2 protein-coding genes are annotated in these 3,923 nt (G+C 45.8%); both read right to left on the reverse strand.

What is annotated here, in order from left to right; translation table 11 throughout:
• Nucleotides 1-2,360: DNA topoisomerase IV subunit A (gene parC / locus AB3112_RS09165; protein WP_367334345.1), on the reverse strand; the 2,360-nt coding region annotated here is incomplete at its 3' end.
• Between the two features lie 16 nt (nucleotides 2,361-2,376).
• A partial coding sequence (locus AB3112_RS09170; RefSeq protein ID WP_367334346.1) for a type IIA DNA topoisomerase subunit B occupies nucleotides 2,377-3,923 on the reverse strand: 1,547 nt, incomplete at its 5' end.

Below are 3,923 nucleotides of genomic sequence, written 5' to 3' on the forward strand. Positions count from 1 at the left end.
CCATTGGAGTATCTGCCGCCAAACGAATAGTCGGCTGGCAAAATATCATGAATGCGATGATGGTCGGTCCGCACCTCAAGTGGTTGGTCATCATTTTCGATCGTGCAAAAATCAACAATCCGATGAGAATTGCTCTTTAGTTCGCGTAGAATCATGACCCCTTTTCGTGCTCTGGAAGTGGCAGGAATTTCTTTGATGGCCAGCTTCTTGAACGAACCACGCTGAGTCACAAGGGCAATCACACTGTTTTCGTTGACCAGTTGTAGATTGGTAACCTTATCATCACCGCGAAGCCCCATTGATTTCACACCGGTTGTGCGTCCGCCGTTAACTGGAACTGCGTTAACATCAAAGCGAAGCGCCAAGCCGTTTTTAGAAATCAGGAGTAATTGGCCGGCAGCTTCCGGCGTTGGCAGATACTCGATTGAAACAACTCGAGAATCCGGTGTTTTTAACTTTTCATAGGTATAAGCGTGTTTCTTGTACGTTCGTCCTGGCGTCAAAGATTCAAAACCGGTTTGCTTAATGTGCCCATCATCGGTGGCAATTAGGAAAGTGCCGTTTTCTTTGAGTGAATTAAAGGCATACGTCCCGATAATTTCTTCATCAGGATCCAGACCAATGGTTTGCGAAATATGCTCGCCGGTCTCTTTCCACTTGGCATCAGCGATTTCAAACACTGGCCGATAAATCAGGTTCCCTTTGTTGGTGAACATAAACAAGTGATCGCGGGCATTTAACTGCTCCATAAAAATTGGGTAGTCTTCGTCTTTGAGTCCGTCATCGGAAGTCGAGGCCTTGTATGAACGAATGCTGCTTCGTTTAATGTACCCATCGTGGCTGACCATGACGACGACATCTTCATCGGGAACCAACACGTCTGTATTGATCTTGATATCGGAGACCTCAGCTTGAATTTCTGTCCGTCTTGCATTCCGATAGGTTTTCGCCAAGGCTTTTAATTCGTTGGCCAAGACACGGTTAAGCTCCTTAGGATTGTCGAGAATCTTGTTGAACTTGTTAATTTCATCGGAGAGATGTTTGTGCTCATTTTCAAGTTCAGTGACATCTGTGTTCGTTAAACGATAAAGTTGTAAGGCGACAATCGCATCTGATTGCTTTTCAGAAAAGCCATATTCCTTAACCAAATTATCGCGGGCATCCTTGCGGTTTTTGCTGGCGCGGATGGTTTTGATAACCTTATCTAAAATGGACAACGCGTGAATCAGCCCTTCGACAATGTGTTGCCGGTCTTGAGCTTTCTTCAAGTTATACTGGGTTCGTTTTTTGATGACTTCCTGTTGAAATTCCAGGTAGGCCACCAGTATCTTTTTAAGCGATAATCGCTCTGGCCGCATGTGAGAAATTGCGACCATGTTGAAGTTATAGGAGACTTGTAGATCGGTATTCTTGAATAAGTAGTTCAAAATCCCGGTTGAGTCGACGTCCCGCTTTAATTCGATGACGATGCTCAAACCGTTTCGATCACTTTGATCACGGACTTCAGAAATACCGTCAACCTTTTTGTTCAAACGAATTTCGTCAATCCGTTTTACCAATTGGGCCTTATTCACCTCATAAGGGATTTCGGTAATCACAATTTGAGATTTGTTACCCTTCAGCGGTTCAATTGACGTTCTTGACCGAACAACAATTTTGCCATGACCCGTCTCGTAGGCCTTTTTGATTCCGTCAATGCCCTGAACGATCGCACCGGTTGGAAAATCAGGCCCCTTAACAAACTGCATCAGGTCATCCAAAGTCGCGTTGGGGTTCTTCTGAAGATATAAAATGGCGTCGATGACTTCGCCCAGATTATGCGGCGGAATGTCCGTGGCGTATCCGGCAGAAATTCCGGTTGAGCCGTTGACCAGTAAGTTCGGGAATCGTGCAGGTAAAACGACCGGTTCATACTCAGTATCATCGAAGTTCAATACCCAATCAACGGTATCCTTTTCAATATCCCGCAGCATTTCACTGGCAATTTTACTCAGGCGAGCTTCGGTATACCGCATCGCTGCAGGCGGATCGCCATCCATTGAACCGTTGTTACCATGCATTTCAATTAACGGTTCTCGAACCTTCCAGTCCTGGCTCATTCGAACCAGTGCTTCATAAATTGAACTGTCCCCGTGGGGATGAAAATTACCCATGACATTTCCGACGGATTTAGCGGATTTACGAAAGGCCTTATCAAAGGTGTTGCCATCCTTATTCATCGCATATAAAATCCGTCGCTGAACAGGCTTTAACCCATCTCGAATATCAGGGAGAGCCCGTTCTTGGATAATGGATTTGGAATACCGGCTGAATCGTTCACCCATCACGTCTTCGAGGGTTAAACTTTCAATTTTACTCATTTTTTAGTCGCGCCCCCTAATCGTTTGTGTTATCTAAAATACTGCCGTCTTCTTCGAGGTTAAATTTGACGTTGTGCTCAATCCATTTTCGCCGTGGTTCAACCTTGTCGCCCATTAACGTGGTTACCCGCTTCTCAGCTAAGGCTGCATCATCAATTCGAACTTGGATAAGCGTTCTGGTATCAGGATTCATGGTGGTTTCCCAAAGTTGATCGGCGTTCATTTCGCCCAGTCCCTTAAATCGTTGGAGACTGTATCCCTTACCAAAGGTTTTGGAAACCTGATTGAGCTCTTCGTTGGTCCAAGCATATTGAACCTTCAGCTTCTTGCCGGCACCTTTTTGCAGCTTGTATAGCGGTGGTAGGGCAATAAACACCCGGCCATTGTCGATCATTGGCCGCATGTATTTGTAGAAGAAAGTTAACAATAAAATCTGGATATGGGCACCATCATCATCGGCATCGGTCATAATGATAATTTTATCGTAATTGGCGTCGTCAATGTTGAAATCAGCACCCACTCCAGCGCCAATTGTATAAATCATCGTGTTAATTTCTTCGTTTTTCATAATTTCAGGAAGCTTGGCCCGTTCGGTGTTCAAGACTTTCCCTCGAAGTGGCAAAATTGCCTGATAACGGCGATCTCGGCCCTGTTTGGCGGATCCGCCGGCTGAATCTCCTTCGACTAAGAAAAGCTCATTGCGGCTATAATCCTTTGATTGAGCCGGGGTCAACTTTCCTGAAAGTAGTCGTTCTTGTTTCTTATGACGTTTGCCACTCCGGGTTTCATCACGGGCTTTACGGGCAGCCTGTCTGGCTTGGCGGGCTCTTAGCGCCTTGTGAACCAGCGTTTGGGCAAACTCGCCGTTTTCCATCAAATAGTAACCCAGCTTCTCGCTGACAACGTTATCAACGATTGAACGGGCTTCTGGCGTTCCCAGCTTTTCCTTGGTTTGGCCTTCAAATTGAAGAATTTCTTCTGGAATCCGCAATGAGAGAACGACCGATAAACCTTCCCGGACGTCGCTTCCGTCAAGATTCTTGTCTTTTTCCTTGAGCATGTTGACTTTGCGGGCATAATCGTTGAAAGCCTTCGTCCAGGCACTTCTTAATCCGGCTTCATGGGTTCCACCGTCTTTGGTGCGGACGTTATTGACGAATGACAACATGGTTTCGGAGTAGCCATCGTTATACTGAGCGGCTACTTCAACTTCCACGCCCTCACTCTTACCATCAAAGTACATGACATCGCCCAGCGTGTGTTTGTCTTCGTTTAAATACTGGACAAATTCTTTGATGCCTTCCTCATAGTGAAAGACTTCTTCTTGTTCCTGATCGGTTCGTTCATCGGTCAGCGTAATCTTGGTCCCTTTCAAAAGAAAGGCTGACTCTCTGAGCCGTTCGGAAAGAATGGAAAAATTATAAACGGTGCTGGTAAAAATCGTCGGATCTGGCTTGAATGTCAGCGTCGTCCCACTATGGTCGCGGGTCTTACCCAACTTTTTTAATGTGCCAACCGGATGGCCGCCATTTTTAAAATCTTCTTCGTACTTATAGCCATCAC

The organism is Lentilactobacillus sp. (genome assembly GCF_040773105.1).
GTDB classification, from domain to species: Bacteria; Bacillota; Bacilli; order Lactobacillales; family Lactobacillaceae; genus Lentilactobacillus; species Lentilactobacillus parabuchneri.